This is a genomic window from Flavobacterium indicum GPTSA100-9 = DSM 17447 (assembly GCF_000455605.1).
Classification (GTDB): Bacteria; Bacteroidota; Bacteroidia; order Flavobacteriales; family Flavobacteriaceae; genus Flavobacterium; species Flavobacterium indicum.
Genome location: NC_017025.1, coordinates 483,017 through 505,199 on the forward strand (window position 1 = coordinate 483,017; position 22,183 = coordinate 505,199).

Sequence of the window (22,183 nt, forward strand, 5' to 3'; positions counted from 1 at the left end):
GACGGTTTAATTTATTATAAAATTTCATTTCCATTTTCATCAAAGAAATGATATTCAAGATACGTGTAAGCGTCACGTGGTATGATTTTCACCCATTTTTTATGTTCAAAAAACCATTTTGAACGTAATGATGGAAAACCTTTAGTAAGGTATGCTGCCACAAAAGGGTGTGCGTTTAAAACAACCTTTTTATGGTCTTTAATAATGCTTTCTAGGTTAGATGCAATTTTGTCTATAATTAATATTGGAGCATCAATTTCTCCATTTTCTGTAGGATTTTCTTCCTTGGTATTAATTAAAACTTCAGGTCTAACTCTTTGTCTAGTAATTTGTACTAATCCAAATTTACTAGGAGGCAAGATTTTGTGTTTGGCCTTGTCGTCACTCATTTCTTCTCTTAAGAAATCATATAAGACTTTTCTGTTGTCTGGATTTTGCATATCAATAAAATCCACTACAATAATTCCTCCCATGTCTCTTAAACGTAATTGGCGAGCAATTTCTGCTGCAGCAATTAAATTTACTTCGAGAGCAGTATCTTCTTGGCTTAAGGCTTTGTTTGAACGATTTCCAGAGTTTACATCTATAACGTGTAATGCTTCTGTGTGTTCAATAATCAAATAAGCTCCTTTGCTCATGGATACTGTTTTTCCAAAAGAAGTTTTAATTTGTCTTTCAATATGATATTTCTCAAAAAGAGGCAGTTCTTTTGACTGATAGTGTTTTACGATAGACACTTTATCCGGAGCTATCTCTTGCAAATACTCCTTCGTTTGTAAAAACAAATCTTCATCATCTACTTGAATGCTAGTAAAAGTATCGTTAAAAACATCTCTTAATATAGAAGAAGCTTTTGTCAATTCTCCAAGTACTTTTGAAGGGTGATGTGCAGTTTGTAATCTTTTGCACATGCCAGACCAACGGTCGAGCAAGTTTTCTAAATCTTTTTCAATTTCTGCTACTTTTTTGCCTTCAGCTACTGTTCTTACAATAACTCCAAATCCCTTTGGCTTGATTGTTTGTACTAATTTTTTTAAGCGATCTTTTTCTTCTTTATCGTTAATTTTTTGCGATATAGAAACTCTGTCGGAAAAAGGAACTAATACAACATATCTTCCCGCTAAAGAAATCTCAGAACTTATTCTTGGTCCTTTGGTAGAGATTGGTTCTTTAACAATTTGAACTAAAACCGATTGATTGGCGCTTAATATATCTGAAATAGCACCATTTTTATCAATTTCTGGTTCAAAAGGGAAATTTTTGAGTGAATAATCTTTTGATTTACCTGCGCTTACAAGTTTTATGAACTTCATCAAAGAAGCTAAATTTGGACCTAAATCGTGATAATGTAAAAAAGCATCTTTTTCATGACCTAAATTTACAAATGCAGCATTTAGTCCGGCAACAGGTTTTCTTATTTTAGCGATAAAAATATCCCCAACTTGAAATTGCGTATTGCCATCAATTTTTTCTTTTTCCTGATGTAGTTCAATTAGTTTTCCATCCTTTAATAAGGCAAAATCTACAGCATCTGAACTTGATCTAATGATTAATTCTTTGTTCATGCAGTATATTTTTATTTGTAAATGATTTTTATAAGACCAATTGTCTATTAAATAAAATTACAAATGGATTAAACATTTTTTTACAGGTAGTAAAACCCGATGACTACTGATTAAACAGGTAGTCTTTTCAATGAACGATTTTCTTTTAAAAAAAGAAAAGTAGTTTTAAACTACTTTTTCTTTTTATGACGGTTAGCTCTTGCTCTTTTTTTACGTTTGTGCGTTGCTACCTTATGTCTTTTTCTTTTTTTACCACTTGGCATAATGTGTAGTTTTTTAATTAATAATAATGTTATACTGTAACTTCAGTTTTTTCTTTTACGCTTTCTACAAATACTTTAGCTGGTTTAAAAGCAGGTATGTTGTGAGCGGGAATTTTAATTGTAGTATTTTTAGAGATGTTTCTTCCAGTTTTCTCAGCTCTCGTTTTAATGATAAAGCTTCCAAAACCTCTTAAGTATACGTTATCACCTGTTTCTAAAGAATTTTTAACTTCTTCCATGAATGATTCTACTGTCGCTTGAACGTCTCCTTTTTCAAGTCCTAATTTTTCAGAAATTTTCGCTACGATGTCTGCTTTCGTCATTTTTCTTCGTATTAATATTTATGTGTTTTTTTTTGAGAGTGCAAATATACAAATTAAAAAAACATAAATTCAAGCATAATGGATTAAAATTTAACTACATAAATGAATTATTTTTGTAATTCTAATTTTTTATATGGAATTTTCAACAACTTTAATTCATTGGTACAACCAAAATAAGCGCAATTTGCCTTGGAGAAGAACAACTGATCCATACAAAATTTGGCTTTCGGAAGTTATTTTGCAACAAACAAGGGTGAATCAAGGTTTGCCTTATTATCAGGCCTTTGTAGAAAATTTTCCAACGGTTTTTGATTTGGCATTTGCTGAAGAACAAAAAGTTTTAAAACTTTGGCAAGGATTGGGTTATTATTCAAGAGCAAGAAATTTGCACTACACCGCTAAATATATAGTGGAAAATTATGAAGGGGTTTTCCCTACAGCTTACAAAGAGTTGTTAAAATTAAAGGGCGTTGGGTCTTATACAGCTGCTGCAATTGCTTCTTTTTCCTCAAATGAACCTGTAGCAGTAGTAGATGGTAATGTTTTTAGAGTATTAGCTAGAATTTTTAATATTGAATATGATATTTCTAAAACAACTTCTAAGTCTTATTTTTTCGATTTCGCTTTAGCGTTGATGGATGTAAAATTTGCCTCTGATTTTAATCAAGCGATTATGGAATTTGGGGCATTGCAATGTATACCTAAAAATCCAAATTGTGAAATGTGTGTTTTTAATGAGAAATGCGAGGCTTTACGATTAAATAAAGTAAATGAATTACCCATTAAACTGAAGAAAGTTGCTGTTAAAAAGCGATTTTTATATTATGTTATAGTTGAAGATTTAAAGGGTAATATTCTAGTATCTAAAAGAGAAAAGCAAGACATTTGGAAAAATTTATATCAATTTGATTTGTTGGAGGTTGATGCTGAATTAAAACCAGAAGAAATTGAACCAATGATTTTAAATAAATATGAAAACTATCAAATTGAATCATTGAGTTATTTAAATCATTTTGATGTTGTGCATAAGCTTTCGCATCAACAGTTAGTTATAAAATTTTATCATTTAAAAGTAAATGAAATCAATACAGCTGCAATCCCTTTGGAAGAAGTAAAAAAGTTGCCCTTTCCAATAGTCTTGCATAAATTTATTGAAAAGATTGTGTTATAGATAATTTTTCACTAAATTTGATAAAAAGTATAAGCCATGAACGGTACGTTAAACAAAGTTATTCTAATAGGACATTTAGGAGACGAAGTAAAAATGCATTATTTTGATGCAACAAATTGTATAGGAAGATTTCCGCTTGCAACAAATGAGGTTTACATTAATAAATCTACTGGTGAAAAAATAACTTCTACTGAATGGCATAATATTGTTGTGCGAAACAAAGCTGCTGAATTATGTGAAAAATATTTATCTAAAGGTGATAAAATATACATTGAAGGTAGAATTAAATCGCGTCAATGGCAAGCAGAAGATGGTACTACTAAGTATACTACTGAAATTCAAGTAACTGAATTTACCTTTTTAAATACTAAAAAAGATACTGAATTGTCAAAAGCACCATCTAATCCGCCTTCAAATGATGTAAATTTTGAAGATTTAGGAAGTTAGGTACTTAATTCATATGATAAAGAAAGAGAATAGTCGTTAGTTGTGACTATTCTCTTTCTTTTTAGATAACTAATGTTTTTAGTATATTTGCTTGCATAAATCAATTCGCTTAAAATGAAAATATATATTTTTTTCTTACTAATATCTGTAGCTGTTATTTCCTGTGGAGAAGATACTAAACCAAAACCAAAAGGACAATTAAGGTTAGAATATCCGCCAGCCAAATACGAATCGTTTGCAAACGATTGCCCATTTACATTTGATAAAAATACAGTTGTTAAAGTAAAACAAACCGCTGATTGTGGTTTGGAATTGCATTATCCTAAAATGAAAGCAACGGTGTATTTAACCTATAAAAAAGTTAATAGTAACTTAGAGAAACTATTAATAGATGCTCAAAAATTAACCTATGAACATGTGATTAAAGCAAATGATATTGCTGAGCAACCTTATGTGAATCCTTCAAAAAAAGTTTATGGAATGTTTTATCAAGTAGGTGGTAATGCGGCAACTAATGCTCAGTTTTATGCTACTGATAGTACAAAAAATTTCTTAGTGGGAAGCATGTATTTTTATGCAAAACCAAATTTTGATTCTATTTTACCTGCGGCAGATTATATAAAAAATGACATGAAACAAATCATGGAATCCTTAAAGTGGAAATAGTCTGAAAATTATTTCTTTTATACTTATTTAAAATCCTTTTCATTTGCATATATTTGGTGTTTAATAACCAAAAAACATTGTTTTGAAAAGAATTTTATTTTTGTTGTCATTCTTGACACTTTCTGCTTTTGCCCAAGAGAAAAAATACCAAAGCTTATTCTGGGAAATTTCTGGTAATGGTTTGACAAAAAAATCATATATGTATGGAACTATGCACGTTAGTGAAAAGGTTTCGTATCATTTGTCTGATGCTTTTTTTGAAAAATTAATGGCTTCTGATTTCATTGCTAATGAAAGTGAACCCAATACTTGGACTGAATTATATGATTTGTTTAGTTTTTATCAAGGAATATATCAGTATGGTCCTTTCTATTCAAGATTTTATGCACAGCCTGTAAAAAAAGACAATCTTTATCCTTTGTTTAGAAGTACCAATTATAATTTAATTAGTTTGCTATCAAGAACAAATGAAGCGAATCAAGAGTATCAGGAGGAGACCTATTTAGATATGTTTATCTATAGAACGGGAAAAAAGTATGGAAAAAAAACCTTAGGACTTGAAGATGTTAAAAAAACTACTTTAAATATCATGAAAGCTGAAGCAGAAATGGATGTTAAAGAAGTAGATAAGAATAAGCAAGTACTATTAAAAATTCTTAAAAAAAGATCTTATAATGATGTTTTAACAGATGCTTATCGTGAAAAAGATTTAGATTTAATCGATACATTAAATGTGCTTTCTTCACCCAAATCCTACATGAAGGCTATGTTGTATGATAGAAATGAAACTATGGCAAAAAGCATGGATTCTATTATGAAAACGGGTAGCTTATTTAGTGCAGTTGGAGCAGCGCATTTACCTGGTAAAAATGGAATGATTGAAATTTTAAGAAGAAAAGGTTACACGGTTAAACCAATCATAAGTGAATATACAGACAAAGGAAAAAATTTAAAAAAACAGATCGAGGAGTTCTTTGTTAAACCTAATTTACAAGTGAAATCATCATCAGATGGTATGATTACGTTGCCTTTGTTTCCACTAGTACTTGAAAGTGGAGAAAATATGGAATCTCCAGATTTGGCAAATGGAGGTTTTATAAATGTAAAACGATTATTGATTAAAGATTATGTAAATAAAAAAGATAAATTCTTTAATCCTAAAACATTAGATAGTTTGTTTTTTGAAAATATTCCAGGTGAAATTTTAGAAAAGAAAACATTTTCTGAAAAAAATTATTTAGTTTATGATATAAAAAGTAAAACTAAAACAAGTAAAGCGCAACGCTATAGATATTATATTACTCCATTAGAAATAATTGCTGTGATTATGGGTGGGGAAGGCGATTATGTTCGTAAATATGAAGATGAGGTTTATAATAACATCAAGCTTAAAAATTACAAACAAGATTGGGAAACTATTTTGCCTTATAAAGGAGGATTTCAAGTTCAAGTTCCTTCCTATAATGTTGTAGTTGGAAATAAAAAAGAAAATAAGCAATTAAATGATGTGGAATTATATGCTTATGATGAGCAAGAAAAAGCAACTTATTTTGTTGTTGAAAAATCGATATTAGATAATTCAAATTTGGAGGATTCAGAATTTGAATTAAAGCGCATGCATTATGAATATTATAACCAACATGATTTAGATTCTACAAAAACACATTTCGATGCTAAAAAATATGAATTTGTGTCGCAAGCCCCAATTGAAGAACAGCAAATTTATTTGAAATCTGTCTTAAAAGGCAATAAATATTATTTGCTTGGTGCTAGAAATGCTTCTAAAAATAAAGTAGATCAGTTTTTTAATTCTTTCTCTATTCAACCTCATGTTACTAATGTTCAATACAAAGTTTTTAAGGATTCAACGGCCTATTTTACTGTTGAAGTTCCTAAAAAAGAAAACGAATATTTAGATTTTAAATTTGACAGAAAGAACAGATACGATTATGATGAAAAAAAGAAAAACCATTTCTTGCCAAAAAATAAATCCTATGAGTTTTTCTCACCAAATAAAACTTTAGTTGAATTAAATTATTATGGTTCTCATCGTTATGAAAGTTATAAAGCAATAGATTCTTTATATGCTAATTTGAGAAAAAATTTAGCAACTGATTTTGAATCAGAAAAATACGATGAAGTTGTTGGAGGTGATGGCGTTGAAGATATTGCCGTTGCTGTTGAAGCAGCTGCTATTGATAATAATTATGTTCCAAATGTAACTACAGAAGTTGATAATAAAAAAGATAATAAATTTGATCCTATTGATTATGCCTCTTCAACTTGGGAAAAAACATTAGGATTAGTTTCTAAAGAAAAATTAGAATTAATCAACGAAAAAATAACTTCAGATGCTAAAAATGATTATTTTGTTTATGAAGTTTTAGCAACAAAACCTAAGTCAACTCAAGCTATAAAATATAAAGTTGTGCTTAAAAAGGGCGAAACGTACATGTTGAAAACATTAGTTGATAAAAATTATAAAAACGATGATCCTTTTGTTGAAAAAGTATTTACTTCTTTCAAAGTAGATGAAAATGTACCTTCAAGAACTGTTTTTGAAAATAAATTAAAATTCTTTGAAGAAGATTTAAATAGTGAACACGATAGTATTCGAATTTCAGCAATTAAATCGTTTGATAACTTAACTGTAGAAAAAGAAGATTTTCCTAAACTGAAAGAAATATTAGCCAATTTTAATTTTAAAAGTGATGAACAAGAATTAGTTGCTGATATTTACGAAAAAATAGGTTCAATAAAATCCTCAGAAATCATTCCGTATTTAGAACAAGCTTATAAAAAAGAAAATGTAAATACATCAATTCAATTTGCTGTTTTACGTGCGTTAACTTCTCAAAAAACAAAAGAAGCTTATAAGAAAATAGGTGAATTATTAGACTATGATTTACCAATATCTGATAATAAATATGAGATTTCTGGATTGTTTAATATGTTTACATATGATATTGAAAATTCACATACTCTTTATCCTCAAGTATTAGAGTATTATAGTATAAAAGAATATCATGAACCAGTAGTAGATTTTGTGAAAACTTTATTAGAATCAGAAAAAGTTCATGCTAAAAAGATTAAATCTTATAAAAAGATGTTAGTTACTAATGCTAAACTTGAGTATAAGAGACTTCTTAGTTGGAAAAGTAAACAAGAATCTAAAGATGAAGACGACTATGATTATGATGACGAAGCGCCAATAGAAGACTTAGATAGTTATTTGTCAATTTTGTATGCTTATAAAAACGATAAAGAAGTAAATCAATTATTTCAAAAAGCACAAGATTTAAAAATAGATGATTTAAATGTTGCACTTGCAAATAAAGAGCTAGCTAAAAATAAAAAATTAGATAAATCTGAAGCGCTAAAATTAATTGAAAGCCCTAAAACTAGATACAGCGCTTTCCAAATGTTATATCATAATAAACAATTTGATATTTTAGATAAATATACTCAAGATACAATTGTTAAAGCAGCCATTGATTATTATGAAGATGTTGAAGACAAAAAAGATTCCATTGTATTTTTAGGAAAAAGAGAGTTAATTTTTAAAGATAAAAAGATTGTATATTTCTTTTATAAAAATGTAAATATCGAGGAAGATTCTTATGCCTCTCAGTCGGAAAATATTTCTGGAATTGCGTTTATTGAAGATAAAGAACGTCTAAATTTAAAAGCGTTTATGAAATTAGATTCTAAACGTTTTTTAGAAGAAAAAGAGATTGAGGAAAATATTAAAATGTTAATTGATAAATCGCTAAATGATAATCATCTAAGAGTTAATTTTGCAAAAAAACAAGGCAATACTACTGGCTATACTGAGGATGAATATTATGACGAAGAATATTAATATATGCTAAGAACCAAGAAGGAAATTGTTTATGTAATTCTTGCAGGTATTTTTATTACAAACGCTGTAACTGCAGAACTTATAGGTGGGAAATTAATACAAGTTGGACCATTTGTGTTGAGTATGGGGATTTTGCCTTGGCCTATTGTGTTTATTGTGACCGATTTAATCAATGAATATTTTGGAAAACAAGGGGTAAAACGTTTAAGCTTAATCACTGCCGGATTGATATCTTATTGTTTTCTAATTCTATATTTTGCAATGAAAATTCCTGAAGCAAAAGGAATAAGTCCGGTTAGTAATGAAGCTTTTAATCAAGTCTTTGGTCAAAGTAGTTTAATTATTATCGGGTCGATTACAGCTTTTTTGGTGGCTCAATTTTTAGATGTTACTTTTTTTAATTACTTCAAAGAAAAAACAGGAGATAAAATGTTATGGTTGCGAAGTACAGGTTCAACTGTACTTTCGCAATTAATAGATTCTTTTGTGGTAGGAGGAATTGCTTTTTATTTGCCAGGTATTTGGACAACATCTCAATATGTAGAATTTTCTTTTACAGGTTATGCTTTTAAGTTGATAATTGCAATATTACTAACACCTTTAATTTATTTAGGTCATTATTTAATTGAAAAATACATTCATAACAATGAGTAAAACAAGATGTGCTTGGTGTGAAAAAGATGATTTGTATCGAAATTATCATGATAAGGAATGGGGTAAACCTGTATATGATGATGCTACTATTTTTGAGTTTCTAATTCTAGAAACGTTTCAGGCGGGTTTAAGTTGGTATACTGTTTTAGCGAAGAGAGAAAATTTTAGAAAAGCATTCAAAAAGTTTGATGTGCATAAAGTAGCCCAATTTACAGATGCGCAAATTCAAGTATTATGTGAAGATACTGGAATAATTCGTAATAAATTAAAAATTAAAGCTGCTGTAACTAATGCGCAAGCTTTTATAAAAGTACAGAAAGAATTTGGTAGTTTTTCCAACTATATTTGGGGTTTTGTTAATGGAACACCAATTGATAATTGCCCTAAAACATTAAAAGATGTTCCCGCTACAACTGAAGTTTCCGATCAATTGAGTAAAGATTTGAAAAAGCGAGGGTTTAAATTTGTGGGTTCAACAGTTGTTTACGCGCACATGCAAGCAACAGGAATGATAAATGATCATGTGGAAGATTGTTGGACTAGAGGTTAGTTTTTAGTCTCAGAAAATAGCCTCAGTTTCCAGTTTATGATTTCTAAATTTTAAATTTACTCAAAACCTTTCTAACTTCTAATTTAATAGCGATATGGATCCACTTCACGGTAAAACACTGCAATATATTGTCGAAAAACTTGTGGCTTATTTTGGTTTTGATACGTTGGCTGAATTAATTCCAATTAATTGTTTTAAAAGTAACCCATCTATAAAATCGAGTTTGACTTTTTTAAGAAAAACACCTTGGGCGAGAAAAAAAGTAGAAGATTTATATGTGAAATTTCAGGATAGAATTGAAAAATAATAGGATTTAGATATTGTTTGGTATTAAGAACTTAAATAAATAAAAAGAGGGCAGTCTAAAACTGCCCCTCTTTTTTTATAAATAATAAATATATACTGTAATTCCAGCTAATAATAAATACAATAGCATTAAAAAAAATTCAAGTCTATATTTAATAATTAAGTATTTCATTAATTTTTTATTAATTTAATTGAATTATTGTTTCCAATATTATCAATATGATTCAGTATGTAAATGCCATTTTCAAAATTATTTAGATCGATTTGATTGATCCCAATTTTAGCTTTATTTGTGTAAATTAATTTTCCTATTAAGTCATAAACTGTAATTGATAATTCCTCTTCAGTTTCAATTGTAAAATAACCATTTGATGGATTAGGGTAAATTTTTAATTCACTACTATTGTTTACAAAATCAGGATTACCTAAAGTTGTACAAGTAGTACCAGTTGTCATAACAGATCCAGCTTTCCAGTTAGAAGTAGCTCCATTTAAAGTAAAATTAGTTAATGTTCCATTGTTTGTGTTCCCAGAATTATCAGTTGCAGAAGTTACAGTACTGTTATTTATACTATCAAAACCTTGATTAAACTTATAATAAATTTTTAAGTTATTTTGAATGCCTTGTAATTCGCAATTCATTGTGTTTAAAATGTCGGTAGAAGTTAATGCAGCATTCCAAACACGAACTTCATCAATTTCTCCATTAAAATATTCAGAAGCAATATTTCCTGATCCTACTCTTAACTTATTGTCGGAATTTCTTAACACTCTATTTCCTATTGCTATAGATGCTTCTAAATTTCCATTTAAATATAATCGTAATGCGTTATTGTTTTCAAAGACAAATGTAGCTAAATACCAAGTGTTTGTGTTTAATGTAGTAGTTCCTGTTATAAAGGTATCAGGAGAAGCGCTAATTCCAGCACTTAATTTACCAGTTGAAGTAACATCCATTTGAACTGACCAACCTCCTGTTGAGTCACTACCTCTTTGTATTAAACGATCATTATTTGCAGGTAATGCTGGTATTCTAAACCATAGTTGATACGATTGATTTTCTGTATTGGTAGTAATTTGATTAGTAGAAAGTACAAAATCATTTGTTCCATCAAATTTTAAATGGGTAGCAGGAACTACATAATCATAAGCTGCTACTTGGAATTGTGCATTTGAATTTCCCCAGAAATTTTCCCAAACTCTAATATATAAAACCGTTCCAGGTGTTTGTCCTAATAAAATTATTTTTGAATAATCATTATTTCCAGTATTATCATCACAAGTTACTAAAGAGAATGTGCCACAAGTACCAGAATAAATTTCTAAACCTGTATCATAATTTCCAGCTCCGTTAGTTTCAATTACTATGTTGCCTGATGCTGGAATAGTAGCTGTATACCATACGTCTCCTCCTTGGAAATTTCCACAAGTTGGTGTAGGAGTACCAGAATTAGTTGCTGTTGTTAAATTAACATTTACAGGGAAATCATTAAACGAACTTGCCCCAACAGTTAAGTTGATTGCATTAGAACATTCATTATTAGCCACAATTACATTCACTACAATTTGAGTTCTTGCACTCTCACAACCATTTGCATTTGTTGAAGAAACCCAGTATGAAGTTGTTCCGGCTGTTGCTGTGTTTGGCGTAGGAGCCGTTGTGTAGCCTGTTCCTCCTGTTGCTGTTGTATACCACATTAATCCAGTTCCATTTGAACCTGTTGTTGCAGTCAATACAGAAGCTGTAGTCCCTTGATTGTAAATAATTGGAGATGAAACTATAGGGTTTCCAGGAGTAAAAATTGGAGACCCTGCTAACCAATTTGATGTTGTCCCGTTTAATGTGAAATTTGTTAAAATTCCGTTATTATTATTTGTAGTAGCATCTAAAGAATTTGTAATTGTTGTATTATTTGCTTGATCTACACCTTGATTAAATTTATAATATAATGCTAATCCCGTTTCATTCCCTTGTAATTCACAATTCATGCTATTCATTATTTCTGTTTGTGTTAAGGCAATATTCCAAACTCTTACATCATCAATGTCACCTCTAAAAAATTCACTTGCAATATTTCCTGAACCAACTCTTAACTTATTATCGGAATTTCTTAACACTCTATTTCCTATTGCTATAGATGCTTCTAAATTTCCATTTAAATATAATCGTAATGCGTTATTGTTTTCAAAGACAAATGTAGCTAAATACCAAGTGTTTGTGTTTAATGTAGTAGTTCCTGTTATAAAGGTATCAGGAGAAGCGCTAATTCCAGCACTTAATTTACCAGTTGAAGTAACATCCATTTGAACTGACCAACCTCCTGTTGAGTCACTACCTCTTTGTATTAAACGATCATTATTTGCAGGTAATGCTGGTATTCTAAACCATAGTTGATACGATTGATTTTCTGTATTGGTAGTAATTTGATTAGTAGAAAGTACAAAATCATTTGTGCCATCAAAATTTAAGTGTGTTGCATTTTGTCCAATAGAAAAATAACTTATCCAGAAAAAGGATAGTAAATAGTAAAGTTTTTGTTTCATACCATCAATATTTAAAGTTTATGAAACAAAAATATTTTTAAAATAAATACTAATTATTTTGTTGGGATGATTTGCAAAAATTTGTGGACGAAATTAAAAATCAAATGTAAAATTTCTTGAAATTGGCAATTCAAAATCGTCGACCTTTATGGAAGATGATTTTTTTTGGGTTATTTTAGATTTATTTACCACATAAGAACGATGCACTCTGAAAAACAAATCATTGTCTAGTTCTTTGCAAAAGTTATCCAATGTGTTACGTACGGTTATTGTTTTGTTTGTCAATTGGATATCGACATAGTTTTTATCACTTTTTAGAAAAAGGATGTCTTCAAAATGCAACTTAACTTCGTCAAAACCATTTTTAACAATAACATAATTTACTTTATTTTTTATCTTAGCCAACTCAATAGCTGCAATTAAATCGGATTCCTTAACTGGTTTGGTTAAATAAGTAACTGGGTTCACTTCAAATGCTTTCAGCATGGTTTCTTTTTCCGTTTGTCCAGTGATAAATATTATCTGACCTTTTTTAACAAATTCTTTTGCCCATAAAACACCAGTATTTTTGCCGTGAAGATTAATATCGAGTAAAATAATATCAGGTGTATATACTTTTAACTTGTCTGTTGCAATTTCAACTGTAAAGGCTAGCTCAACATCGGTTATCTCGTTATCAGCTAATATGTTTTTGATATAATTAGCAATCAGGACTTGATCTTCCACAATTAATATTTTAGGCATTTTCTATTGATTTTGTAAAATTTAAATGAAAACCATTATTAATAATAATAACAGGATTTACTCCTATTTGCTGACACAATTGTTCAACTAAAACTGGATGTATTTCTTTAGAATTGTTTTTCTGTCCATTATCGGAATAGTTAAAGGTAAACTTGTTTTGCATTTTTAGTATGCTAATAGTAATCGTTCTTGCTTGATTTTCTTCAAAAGCGTATTTCATAGAGTTAATTATCAATTCAGTAATTAATAAGCCAAGATACATTGCGTTATCCGAATGAACTTCTATCGTATCAATTTGAAAATCTAATTTTAATTGTTGTTCAGTTTCAATTTGATTAAAGTTGTTTTTTACTTCAATTAAATAGTTGCTCAAATTTATTTTGTTTACATTTTTGTCTTTATATAAATGCCTGTGAAGCAAAGCAATACTGTCAATTTTAGATTGTAGACTTATCAAGTCATTTTTATTATTTTCATTTTGTTTTTTTCGTAACGATTCAGAAATTAATAATGAAATGAGTTGTAAATTATTATTAACTCTATGATTTGTTTCGCTAATAAGGAATTCATTTTCTTTTGAATAGTTTTCAAGTTTTTGGTTAATAATACTTATTTTTTTTAAGTGATAGATTAAGAATAAGAAACCACACACAAAAAATGTAATGATAATAAGTAGTAAAATCTGACTTTTCTTAATTTCTCTAATGGTTTGATCGGAAATAGTGCTTTTGTTTTCAAAAATAGAATCTCCTTGTTTTACAATTGTTTTTAAAGTTGTAGAAGAAAAGGTGTCAGAATTCAACGCATAAATAAATTCAGGTTTTATAAAAAACAAAATAACTATAAAAAGCAATAAAGATTTTACCAAGGCACTCATTTAAATCAGTTGTCTTTTGATCTTAAAAATAGATACTCTTTCAGTATAAAAAATTGAAAAATGATAAAGAAAATAACATTGAAAATCCAAATATCTATATAAGGATCTTTACATAGCACTAATTCTAAATTTCCAACAGAAAAAATAGCAACACTACAAGCAAAATAAAGAATCAAACCAATTGAAAAGTTGAAATATCGATGCTCAGTAGATAAATTTGAAAAAATATAATATAGTGCATAGGTAATCAAAATTAATGAAATTGAAATTATTTCATAATTGTTAAATACCCAAAAAGAATTAGGGTCAGTACTGTATAAAACACCTAAAATAATTGTTTGTATTAGGAGTATAACTAGAATAACTGATTTAATTAAATTATTTAAAATTAATTTTCTGTACAGCAGTGAGATATACAATAATTGAAAGTAGAAATAGAAGTGTGATATAAAAAAATTATTTCCGTAAGATAAAAAACCAATAATATGACAAGTTATTTCTACAACACAAAGAGAAAGTAAATAAGTTAAAAATATTTTTCCAGTTTTTTTCCGAATTTCTTTATTCGTAAAAAACAAAATTGTATTAAAAATTAAAAATAATAGACCGCTAAGACTTAATGAAAAAACGATTATATCTGTCATATTGGTATTTTTGGAAGTTAGGTTGCAGTTTAAAAAAGGGGGGTAAAATATTATTAATTTAATAAAAAACATTGTAAAAATAACAATTTATTGTTAAATTAATTGATGTTTTTCAATATATTTAAAAAATCTTCTCTATCAATTTCCACGCAACCTAAACTTTCTAAGTGTTCGTTATAAACTTGACAATCTAATAATTGGTAATTTGCATGCTCTAATTGTTTGGCTAAATGTATAAAAGCAACTTTACTAGCATTTGATACTTTTGAAAACATGCTTTCGCCACAAAAAACATGACCTAAATCTATGCCGTATAAGCCACCCACTAATTCATTGTTTTGCCAAACTTCTACGCTTTTTGCTATACCTAATTCGTTCAATTTACAATAAGCCGCTACCATTTCATCTGTAATCCATGTGCCTTGTTGGTCTTTTCTATTTGCTTTTTTGCAATTGGTAATGACTTCTTTAAAAGCGGTATTAAAAGTGACATTGAATTTTTTTTGATTTATAATACTTCGCATGCTTTTTGATATTTTTAAGTCTTCAAAAAATAAGACCATGCGTTCTTCTGGACACCACCATAGTATAGGTTCGTCATCATTAAACCAAGGGAAAATTCCGTTTTGGTAAGCTAATATTAAACGTTCAGGACTTAAATCGCCTCCAATAGCTAATATCCCTTCAGGTGAGGTTTCAGAAATAGGAGGAAAGTAAAGTTCTTTGGATAGAAAATACATCTCTTTAAATTTAGAATTTAGAAATTAGTATTTAGAAAAAGAAAAAGTCAGAAATTATAAAACTTCTGACTTCTAAATTCTGATTTCTAACTTTTAGAAAGGTAAATCGTCGTGTTCTTCTTCGTTGAAATTAGTAGCCGGTTCAAATGCATCTGCTGCAGGCATTGGAGGCATCATGTTAGCTGAAGGAGCACTTGTTTGAGAAGAAGCTGGAGCCATTTTTTCAATTCTCCATCCTTGTATAGAATTGAAATATTTAGTTTCTCCTTGTGGGTTTACCCATTCTCTACCTCTTAAATTTATTGAAACTTTTACTGGTTCTCCAACTTGATAATTGTTTAAGTCGTCTACTCTTGCTTGAGTAAATTCAATTAAAATATGTTGAGGATATTGCTCTTCTGTAGTTACAACTAATTCTCTTTTTTTGAATGAGGCACTAACCTCTTGTGTAGGGTTAATTACTTTGATTTTTCCAATTACTTCCATAATACTCTAATTTTATTTTTCTGCTAATAATAATTTCCAGGCGTTTAATACTTTATTTTGGTCTAAATATTCTTTTGCTTTTTCGAATTTTTTATCTATGTCGTCAGCACTTAAAACAGCTTTGACTTCAAAATTTTCTTTTACAAAGATAGCAATTTCTTCTTCAGTTGGAATTTTTTCTATATTCCCTAATTTTCCTAAATCATTGCCATTAAAATGGTTGCTTTCTTTTATAAAAGCTGGAATTTGATCCACACCAATTCCTAAAGTTGTTAATGGTTTTTCCACTTCAAATAAACCAGCGTTGGCTCTACTGTACCAATTGCTTCCTAATCTGGAAACTACATCGATTTTGTGTTGGTCAATCATGCCGTCTTCACCTAAAACTTCTTCGCGAATGTGGATTTTCACAACTTCGCAAATGATTAAGTTTCCGGCGCCACCTTGATCGCCTAAGGCAATTATTTCATTTATTTTACATTCAAATTGAACCGGACTTTCTGCAACTCTAAATGGTTGTACAACATCTGAAGCTAACATCGTAAATCCTGCTTTTTCAAATTCGTTTACGCCATCTGGATATTCCGTGCTCGATAAACTCATTTGTTGTGCCATGTCATAATTCACAACATTTATAACTACTTCTTTTGTGTTTTGGGCGTTAATTAAAGTGTGTTTTATCGTATTATCTCGAACTCTTCTAGCAGGAGAAAAAACTAAAATAGGAGGATTGCTACTGAAGACATTAAAAAAACTAAATGGTGATAGATTGGGATTGCCATTTTCGTCTACGGTACTAGCAAACGCAATAGGTCTAGGTGCAATAGCTGTTTGTAAATACCCTTGTAATTTTGCAGGAGCAAGTTCTTTCGGATTAATACTTAACATGTGTGTTATTTTTTTAGCAAATATACTTTAAAATTAAATGAATTTATAATGCCCAATTGTATAATTAAAAAGTAAATTTAATTTTAAACCAATTTTTGACTTTTGTCTTTTGACTTTTAGCAAAATTAGCGTTATTTTTACTCAAATTTGATTTCATGCAATTTTCTGATAAGCGAAATTTGACCCGTTGGGTAATCATTATTTCTTCTTTTTTAATCGCTTCCTTAATACTTTGGAATACTTATATCTTTTTTCAAATTTTTAAAGACGAAGAACGAAATAAAATGGAGTTATGGGCTACAGCTCAAAAAAGCATTATGAATGCAAATGAAAATACGGATATTGATCTTCCACTATTTATTTTATCTAATAATCAATCCATTCCATTAATTTTAACTGATAAAAACGGTGCAATTCTAAATCAGGCAAATATTGAAGAAAATATAGTTAAAGATAGTTTGAAACTAAAAGAATTTCTGTTGAAAATTAAAAACCAAAATGCACCAATTAGAGTTCAACTTTCCGATAAAGAATACCAATTATTATATTATGGCGATTCACCAATGTTGAATCAATTAAAGTATTATCCTGTTGCTTTATTGTTAGTTGCTTTTTTGTTTGGAGGTGTTGTGTACAATTTTTATCGGGCTACTAAAATGGCAACGCAAAATAAGTTATGGGCGGGAATGGCAAAAGAAACGGCGCATCAAATTGGTACACCTTTGTCTTCTTTGATTGGCTGGCTAGAATTGTTAAAAATGGAAGCTATTGACCCAACTACCATTGAAGAAATTGAAAAAGATATTACTCGTTTGCAAACGATTACTGATCGATTTTCTAAAATTGGTTCTGAACCTTTATTGGAGGTTAAAGATATAGTTGATGAAACAAAAAGGTCCTTTGAATATCTTCAATCTAGAAGTTCAAAACAGGTTAAATTTGATTTTAAAGCTCCTGAAAAAAATATTTTGGTGAACATTAATCCTACTTTACATAGTTGGACTATTGAAAATTTAGTTAAAAATGCCATCGATGCTATGAAAGGAAAAGGAGAATTGTCTATTGAAATTGTAGAAGGAGAAAAACTTGTTTATATTACCATAATTGATACAGGTAGTGGAATTCCAAAAAATAAATTTAAAAAGATTTTTGAACCAGGTTATACTTCGAAAAAAAGAGGATGGGGATTAGGACTTTCTTTAACTAAACGAATTGTAAATGATTATCACAAAGGAAAAATAAGAGTAGTACATTCGGAAATTGGAAAAGGAACTACTATGCAAATGAGTTTCAAGAAAGCAACTGTATAAAAAAAGCCATAATTTAAATTATGGCTTTTTTAATTATAAATTTGAAGCTATTTCATTAGCTAAAGCAGAAAATTCTTCTGGCGATAAAGTCGTTTTTCGCTGAAAACGCATATCGTCCATGTCTTGAAGTGGAATTAAATGTACGTGTACGTGTGGGACTTCAAGTCCAACAACGGCAACTCCAATTCTTTTACAAGGAACCGTCTTTTCTAAAGCAATGGCAACTTTTCTTGAAAAGGCCATTAAACCTAGATAAAGCGCTTCTTCCATGTCGAAAATTTTATTAATTTCTTGCTTTGGTACACATAAAGCATGACCTTTCGCATTTGGATTTACATCTAAAAAAGCAATAAAATCTTCGGTTTCTGTTATTTTGTAACACGGAATTTCTCCGTTTATGATTTTTGTAAAAATAGAACTCATTTTTTTAAAATTTTCAATTAGTCTATTTTTTGGCACATTGACCAATTGACTAATCATTGCATTAAATTAGTCACGTGTTATTTCTAAAATTTCAAAATTTAATTTTCCGTTTGGAACACTAATTTCTGCAATTTCTCCAACTTTTTTACCTAGTAAACCTTTTCCAATAGGAGAGGTTACAGAAATTTTACCCGATTTTAAATCAGCTTCACTTTCTGCAACTAAAGTGTATTTTAGTTCCATTCCATTCGCTTGATTTTTAATTTTTACTGTTGATAATACTAAGGCCTTTGATAAGTCTAAGGTAGATTCATCAATAATTCTTGCATTTGCAACTAGTTCTTCCATCTTAGAAATTTTCATTTCTAATAATCCTTGTGCTTCTTTTGCTGCATCGTACTCTGCATTTTCAGATAAGTCTCCTTTATCTCTTGCTTCTGCAATGGCTTGAGATGCTTTTGGACGTTCAACAGATTTTAAATGATCTAATTCGTCTTTTAATTTTTTTAATCCTTCTGCTGTATAATAAGATACTGTGCTCATAACTACATTGTTTTATAAAATAGAAAAAATCCCATACCGATGGGATTCCTTTTCACAAAGATACAATTTTATTTATATTTTTTTGTTAACTTATTTAGTTTGTCAAATATAAAAATTAAATTTGATTTTTAAAAAGCTTTAAAAATTCACTATGAAAAATTTTTATATAATTTTATTTTACATTTTAATGTTTTCCTCTTGTGATAAAGATAATGGGAACAGTAATAATAATCCTTATTTGCCTAATTATTCATTTGACATTACTGTTAATATGAATTTACCTCAATATAACGCCTTAATTTACCCATCAAATGCTGTATATATTAATACGGCTGGTGCTGGAATTAGAGGTGTAATTGTATTTAATGCGGGAAGCGGGAATTATTTAGCGTATGATGCAGCTTGTCCAAATCAGTCTTTGTCGGATTGTTCAACCATGACGATTAATGGAATTAATGCTGTTTGTGCATGCGATGACGCAAATTACAGTTTGTTTACTGGTTTGGCATCAGGGAAACAATACCCTATGAAAACGTATCGTGTTCAGATGATTGATGCAACAACTTTAAGAGTTTATAATTAAAATAAACTTCGCAAAATAACAAGATAGTTCTAAAAGTTCTCATTTGTATTAGTTTGATGCGATAAAACATCTATTTGCGCGTTAATTTATTCTACTCTAAAAATTGAATTTTAGCAAAGTAGTTTTGAATAAAATATGAAAAAAAGGTTAGTCATCACAACTAACCTTTTTAATTAAAATAAATATGCAAAAAAACTAAAATTTCATAGTAATACCTGCTAAGAAATTAATGCCCGCTTGTGGATAATATCCTGCGCCTTCAATAGTTGTTATAGCTGGCGGATTACTCCAATTATCATCATAGGTATAGAAATACCCGTTAGACTCATACATTCTGTTAAAGATGTTGTTGATTAATCCTGAGAAAACAACTGATTTTACACCTTTATTTATTTTCCATTCGTAATTAATATTCAAATCATTTACAAAATAATCCGATAATATTGAACGTTTTGAATCGATATTACCCATATATTGTTCTCCTACAAATTTAGATAAGATACTTAATTGTAAATTTTGAATAGGTAAGAATGTTATATTGTTTCCAATAATTACATTGGGTGAATAGGCAATATTAGTATTTCCTAAATTGGTTAAAACACCATCTCTTTGAAAATAAAAATCTTGGTTTTTGTTTTGACTTAACGTGATATTTGGTGCTACGATTAACCATTTATAAGGTTTTATAGTGGATTCGATTTCAATACCTGCTCGGTAACTTTTTCCACTATTAGCAAAAACAGGCGAACCTACGTCGTTTAATGCACCTGTCATTACTAACTGATTTTGATAATGCATGAAAAATGCATTTACATTTACTTTAATTTTTGATTTTACATATTTCCATCCTAATTCATAATCAAATAAACGTTCTGGTTTTGCCGCACCATTTTCATAATCATCTCTTCTAGGTTCTTTATTCGCGATTCCGAAATATCCATAAATAGAGCTGTTATTGTTTAAAGTATAAGTAACTCCAGCTTTCGGATTAAAGAAACGGAAGGTGTCGTTAACCTCGTCAAATTTTGTACTGTTGGCTTTGTAAAAAACCATACGGTATTGTAAATCGGCAAAGACATTTAATTTGCCAAATTGTTGGGATGCTTTTCCGTAAAAATTCACATCATCTTTGTTTCCAAAATTGTTATAATACCTGTTTTGTGATGGAATGTAATATTGTGTCCAAACCACTTCACCAAAGTGATTGCCTAAATAACGATTGGCAGCTCCGCCAAGTATTATATCGGTGTTTTTGGTTGAATAATTTAAGGAATAAGTCGCGCCAAAGAAATCATTGTCTAACCAACGTTTGCGAACTAAATCGGTAGTAGAGTTTCCATTGTAATCCGGTAAGTTGTAATCGGAAAATGAATCATCTTCTCTAAATTGTTCAAAATAACCTTTACCAATGGTGTAATGCAAAGCTATGTTAGATTGCCATTTTGATCCGTACTTTTGATTCCATAATAATTGGAAGTGATTCTGATTGTAATTATCCGTTTCATTGTCGTAGAATTTGATAGTGCCAAATTCATCCGTATACTGACCAACAGTGTTGTAGGTTCTGTCATTTCGTAATTTGTCTTCATCTTCTAAACCATTCCAAGCTTGATAGGTTTTTTCTTTTCCACCAAAAATAATTGCTTTTACAATTGTTTTTTCAGTAATATAATTGGCATTAAAAAAGTACCCGAATAGATCGCTTGAAGCCCTGTCAATATATCCATCTGAATGAATGTTGGAAATACGAGCATTCATTTCAAAATTGTTGTGAATTCCAGTTCCGAAAGCTAATGTGTGTTTTCTGGTGTTAAAACTTCCTACTGAGTTGGCAATTTCTGCATAGGCTTTTTCTTGAGCTGTTTTGGTTTGCATATTTAAACTTGCTCCAAAGGCACCAGCGCCACTTGTTGAAGTTCCTACTCCTCTTTGCAATTGTACGCTTTCTAAAGACGAAGCAAAATCGGGTAGATTCACAAAAAAGGTACCTTGACTTTCACTGTCGTTAAAAGGTATTCCGTTTAATGTTACATTAATGCGTGAACCGTCACTTCCTCTTACACGCATGGAAGTATAGCCTACACCAGCCCCTGCGTCTGTTGAAGTTACGACTGAGGGTAAAAAGTTTAATAAAACAGGAATGTCTTGTCCTAAATTTCGTGGAGCAATAGCTTCTTTAGCAACATTTGTAAAAGTAACTGGATTTTTGTCTGTTGCTCTAACCGCAGAAATTAATACTTCTTCGATTGATTTTACAGAATCTTTGGGTTGTTCTTGTGAAAATAAGATACAAGTAAAAAGTAAAAAGTAAAAAGTTGATAGTTTCGTAACTACTTTTTTCTTTGACTCGAGCCTCTTGGCTCTTTTTTTAAATAATGATTGCATCATTCGTAAATTTTACGAATAAAAGGGGTAATTACTCTTGGTTAAAAAATAATTAGTTAATAAATGTTGTTGAGAATTTTGATGCTGAGATAAGTTCAGCAAGTCAAGAAATTTCTCATTTCCTTGGCAGCATTACCCGCCCAGGTTCTATGGGTATAATCTCAGCCTGTAAAACAAGCACCCCTTTGAGACGGGGCAAAGATAGTAAT

20 protein-coding genes and 1 riboswitch are annotated in these 22,183 nt (G+C 29.7%); of the genes, 9 read left to right on the forward strand and 11 right to left on the reverse strand.

The features are described 5' to 3' along the window. Positions 1–14 precede the first annotated feature (14 nt). Both KQS_RS02000 and KQS_RS02005 read right to left on the reverse strand, forming a co-directional pair. On the reverse strand, positions 15–1,565 hold the full coding sequence (locus KQS_RS02000; RefSeq protein ID WP_014387538.1) for an Rne/Rng family ribonuclease: 1,551 nt from the start codon (positions 1,563–1,565) through the stop codon (positions 15–17). Positions 1,566–1,857: 292 nt separating this feature from the next. Beyond that, positions 1,858–2,151: an HU family DNA-binding protein gene (locus tag KQS_RS02005; RefSeq protein ID WP_014387539.1), complete on the reverse strand. Its 294-nt coding sequence runs from the start codon at positions 2,149–2,151 to the stop codon at positions 1,858–1,860. A 133-nt stretch (positions 2,152–2,284) separates the two neighbouring features. On the opposite strand from KQS_RS02005, the gene mutY reads away from it, so the two are divergent. From mutY to KQS_RS02040, 7 genes are all read left to right on the forward strand, one after another. Continuing rightward, positions 2,285–3,322 carry an A/G-specific adenine glycosylase gene (gene mutY / locus KQS_RS02010; protein ID WP_014387540.1) on the forward strand — a complete coding sequence of 346 codons (1,038 nt, stop codon included), beginning with the start codon at positions 2,285–2,287 and terminating at the stop codon, positions 3,320–3,322. A gap of 36 nt (positions 3,323–3,358) precedes the next feature. Then, positions 3,359–3,769 carry a single-stranded DNA-binding protein gene (locus KQS_RS02015; RefSeq protein ID WP_014387541.1) on the forward strand — a complete coding sequence of 137 codons (411 nt, stop codon included), beginning with the start codon at positions 3,359–3,361 and terminating at the stop codon, positions 3,767–3,769. Positions 3,770–3,883: 114 nt separating this feature from the next. Then, positions 3,884–4,435, forward strand: coding sequence for a gliding motility lipoprotein GldD (gene gldD / locus KQS_RS02020; RefSeq protein ID WP_014387542.1), 552 nt, complete (start codon positions 3,884–3,886; stop codon positions 4,433–4,435). Between the two features lie 82 nt (positions 4,436–4,517). Beyond that, on the forward strand, positions 4,518–8,297 hold the full coding sequence (locus KQS_RS02025) for a TraB/GumN family protein (protein WP_014387543.1): 3,780 nt from the start codon (positions 4,518–4,520) through the stop codon (positions 8,295–8,297). A 3-nt stretch (positions 8,298–8,300) separates the two neighbouring features. Continuing rightward, entirely contained in the window at positions 8,301–8,951 is a 651-nt protein-coding gene (locus tag KQS_RS02030; RefSeq protein WP_014387544.1) for a queuosine precursor transporter, read from the forward strand. Then, positions 8,944–9,501, forward strand: coding sequence for a DNA-3-methyladenine glycosylase I (locus tag KQS_RS02035; protein ID WP_014387545.1), 558 nt, complete (start codon positions 8,944–8,946; stop codon positions 9,499–9,501). Before KQS_RS02030 ends, KQS_RS02035 begins: the two co-directional genes overlap by 8 nt. Positions 9,502–9,595: 94 nt before the next feature. After that, entirely contained in the window at positions 9,596–9,808 is a 213-nt protein-coding gene (locus KQS_RS02040) for a VF530 family protein (protein WP_014387546.1), read from the forward strand. Between the two features lie 170 nt (positions 9,809–9,978). On the opposite strand, the gene KQS_RS02045 is transcribed toward KQS_RS02040, so the two are convergent. The 6 genes from KQS_RS02045 to KQS_RS02075 form a co-directional block, all read right to left on the reverse strand. Then, the gene (locus KQS_RS02045; RefSeq protein WP_014387547.1) at positions 9,979–12,351 is read right to left on the reverse strand and encodes a LamG-like jellyroll fold domain-containing protein; all 2,373 of its coding nucleotides are present in this window, start codon (positions 12,349–12,351) and stop codon (positions 9,979–9,981) included. A gap of 93 nt (positions 12,352–12,444) precedes the next feature. Further along, positions 12,445–13,095: a LytR/AlgR family response regulator transcription factor gene (locus KQS_RS02050; RefSeq protein WP_014387548.1), complete on the reverse strand. Its 651-nt coding sequence runs from the start codon at positions 13,093–13,095 to the stop codon at positions 12,445–12,447. Beyond that, positions 13,088–13,972, reverse strand: a complete 885-nt coding sequence (locus tag KQS_RS02055) for a sensor histidine kinase (protein WP_014387549.1) — start codon at positions 13,970–13,972, stop codon at positions 13,088–13,090. Before KQS_RS02055 ends, KQS_RS02050 begins: the two co-directional genes overlap by 8 nt. Positions 13,973–14,714: 742 nt before the next feature. Continuing rightward, complete coding sequence (aat, locus tag KQS_RS02065) at positions 14,715–15,356, reverse strand: leucyl/phenylalanyl-tRNA--protein transferase (protein WP_014387551.1); 642 nt, start codon at positions 15,354–15,356, stop codon at positions 14,715–14,717. 93 nt (positions 15,357–15,449) lie between these two features. Then, positions 15,450–15,842 carry a DUF3127 domain-containing protein gene (locus KQS_RS02070; RefSeq protein WP_014387552.1) on the reverse strand — a complete coding sequence of 131 codons (393 nt, stop codon included), beginning with the start codon at positions 15,840–15,842 and terminating at the stop codon, positions 15,450–15,452. Between the two features lie 12 nt (positions 15,843–15,854). Then, a complete protein-coding gene (locus KQS_RS02075) occupies positions 15,855–16,730 on the reverse strand; it encodes a flavin reductase family protein (protein WP_014387553.1) in 876 nt (291 codons plus the stop codon). Between the two features lie 155 nt (positions 16,731–16,885). On the opposite strand from KQS_RS02075, the gene KQS_RS02080 reads away from it, so the two are divergent. Then, complete coding sequence (locus tag KQS_RS02080) at positions 16,886–18,040, forward strand: sensor histidine kinase (RefSeq protein ID WP_014387554.1); 1,155 nt, start codon at positions 16,886–16,888, stop codon at positions 18,038–18,040. Between the two features lie 33 nt (positions 18,041–18,073). On the opposite strand, the gene KQS_RS02085 is transcribed toward KQS_RS02080, so the two are convergent. Further along, positions 18,074–18,463: an HIT family protein gene (locus KQS_RS02085; protein ID WP_041252172.1), complete on the reverse strand. Its 390-nt coding sequence runs from the start codon at positions 18,461–18,463 to the stop codon at positions 18,074–18,076. 66 nt (positions 18,464–18,529) lie between these two features. Further along, positions 18,530–19,006 (reverse strand): transcription elongation factor GreA, encoded by a 477-nt coding sequence (greA, locus tag KQS_RS02090; protein WP_014387556.1) that lies wholly within the window; start codon positions 19,004–19,006, stop codon positions 18,530–18,532. Positions 19,007–19,157: 151 nt separating this feature from the next. On the opposite strand from greA, the gene KQS_RS02095 reads away from it, so the two are divergent. After that, positions 19,158–19,589: a Rieske (2Fe-2S) protein gene (locus KQS_RS02095; protein WP_014387557.1), complete on the forward strand. Its 432-nt coding sequence runs from the start codon at positions 19,158–19,160 to the stop codon at positions 19,587–19,589. 195 nt (positions 19,590–19,784) lie between these two features. Here the strand turns inward: KQS_RS02095 and KQS_RS02100 are convergent, their stop codons facing one another. Beyond that, complete coding sequence (locus tag KQS_RS02100; protein WP_014387558.1) at positions 19,785–21,974, reverse strand: TonB-dependent receptor; 2,190 nt, start codon at positions 21,972–21,974, stop codon at positions 19,785–19,787. A gap of 102 nt (positions 21,975–22,076) precedes the next feature. Beyond that, a riboswitch (TPP riboswitch) is annotated at positions 22,077–22,169 on the reverse strand. Positions 22,170–22,183: the final 14 nt, after the last annotated feature.

What these genes read in the sequence shown, in the direction of transcription:
- KQS_RS02000 (WP_014387538.1), bottom strand. Translation starts at nt 1,565, where the DNA reads ATGAACAAAGAATTAATCATTAGATCAAGTTCAGATGCTGTAGATTTT.
- KQS_RS02005 (WP_014387539.1), bottom strand. Translation starts at nt 2,151, where the DNA reads ATGACGAAAGCAGACATCGTAGCGAAAATTTCTGAAAAATTAGGACTT.
- mutY (WP_014387540.1), top strand. Translation starts at nt 2,285, where the DNA reads ATGGAATTTTCAACAACTTTAATTCATTGGTACAACCAAAATAAGCGC.
- KQS_RS02015 (WP_014387541.1), top strand. Translation starts at nt 3,359, where the DNA reads ATGAACGGTACGTTAAACAAAGTTATTCTAATAGGACATTTAGGAGAC.
- gldD (WP_014387542.1), top strand. Translation starts at nt 3,884, where the DNA reads ATGAAAATATATATTTTTTTCTTACTAATATCTGTAGCTGTTATTTCC.
- KQS_RS02030 (WP_014387544.1), top strand. Translation starts at nt 8,301, where the DNA reads ATGCTAAGAACCAAGAAGGAAATTGTTTATGTAATTCTTGCAGGTATT.
- KQS_RS02035 (WP_014387545.1), top strand. Translation starts at nt 8,944, where the DNA reads ATGAGTAAAACAAGATGTGCTTGGTGTGAAAAAGATGATTTGTATCGA.
- KQS_RS02040 (WP_014387546.1), top strand. Translation starts at nt 9,596, where the DNA reads ATGGATCCACTTCACGGTAAAACACTGCAATATATTGTCGAAAAACTT.
- KQS_RS02045 (WP_014387547.1), bottom strand. Translation starts at nt 12,351, where the DNA reads ATGAAACAAAAACTTTACTATTTACTATCCTTTTTCTGGATAAGTTAT.
- KQS_RS02050 (WP_014387548.1), bottom strand. Translation starts at nt 13,095, where the DNA reads ATGCCTAAAATATTAATTGTGGAAGATCAAGTCCTGATTGCTAATTAT.
- KQS_RS02055 (WP_014387549.1), bottom strand. Translation starts at nt 13,972, where the DNA reads ATGAGTGCCTTGGTAAAATCTTTATTGCTTTTTATAGTTATTTTGTTT.
- aat (WP_014387551.1), bottom strand. Translation starts at nt 15,356, where the DNA reads ATGTATTTTCTATCCAAAGAACTTTACTTTCCTCCTATTTCTGAAACC.
- KQS_RS02070 (WP_014387552.1), bottom strand. Translation starts at nt 15,842, where the DNA reads ATGGAAGTAATTGGAAAAATCAAAGTAATTAACCCTACACAAGAGGTT.
- KQS_RS02075 (WP_014387553.1), bottom strand. Translation starts at nt 16,730, where the DNA reads ATGTTAAGTATTAATCCGAAAGAACTTGCTCCTGCAAAATTACAAGGG.
- KQS_RS02080 (WP_014387554.1), top strand. Translation starts at nt 16,886, where the DNA reads ATGCAATTTTCTGATAAGCGAAATTTGACCCGTTGGGTAATCATTATT.
- KQS_RS02085 (WP_041252172.1), bottom strand. Translation starts at nt 18,463, where the DNA reads ATGAGTTCTATTTTTACAAAAATCATAAACGGAGAAATTCCGTGTTAC.
- greA (WP_014387556.1), bottom strand. Translation starts at nt 19,006, where the DNA reads ATGAGCACAGTATCTTATTATACAGCAGAAGGATTAAAAAAATTAAAA.
- KQS_RS02095 (WP_014387557.1), top strand. Translation starts at nt 19,158, where the DNA reads ATGAAAAATTTTTATATAATTTTATTTTACATTTTAATGTTTTCCTCT.
- KQS_RS02100 (WP_014387558.1), bottom strand. Translation starts at nt 21,974, where the DNA reads ATGCAATCATTATTTAAAAAAAGAGCCAAGAGGCTCGAGTCAAAGAAA.